The organism is Vibrio sp. 10N.286.51.E5, assembly GCF_041469125.1.
GTDB lineage: Bacteria > Pseudomonadota > Gammaproteobacteria > Enterobacterales > Vibrionaceae > Vibrio > Vibrio crassostreae_C.
The window spans coordinates 1-235 of record NZ_JBFRJZ010000069.1; the positions used below are offsets into that span (position 1 = coordinate 1).

At 48.5% G+C, this 235-nt stretch carries 1 protein-coding gene; it reads right to left on the minus strand.

Features of this window, described 5'->3' with window-relative positions:
• Positions 1–235 (minus strand): group II intron maturase-specific domain-containing protein (locus AB4161_RS20625; RefSeq protein ID WP_372084129.1); only part of this gene is annotated, 235 nt, incomplete at both ends.

The following is a 235-nucleotide window of genomic DNA, read 5'->3' on the forward strand; positions in this document are numbered from 1 at the left end:
TTATTGGCATGGCGTGATTTAACTGCGGCGTTAAGGCCAAGTGCCACCACCCTTTATCTGACATCGCTACCTTCCACGCATTGCGCTCCGTTACACCTTGTTGTTGTAACCATGTCGCTATGCTGTGTCTGCGTTTGCGCTGCTTTAGTCGGTAGCACCTTAATCTACGCCGTATCCATTCGTCTAAGCGCTGCATTGCACTTTTACTAACAGTAAGCTTGAAGTAGTGTTGCCA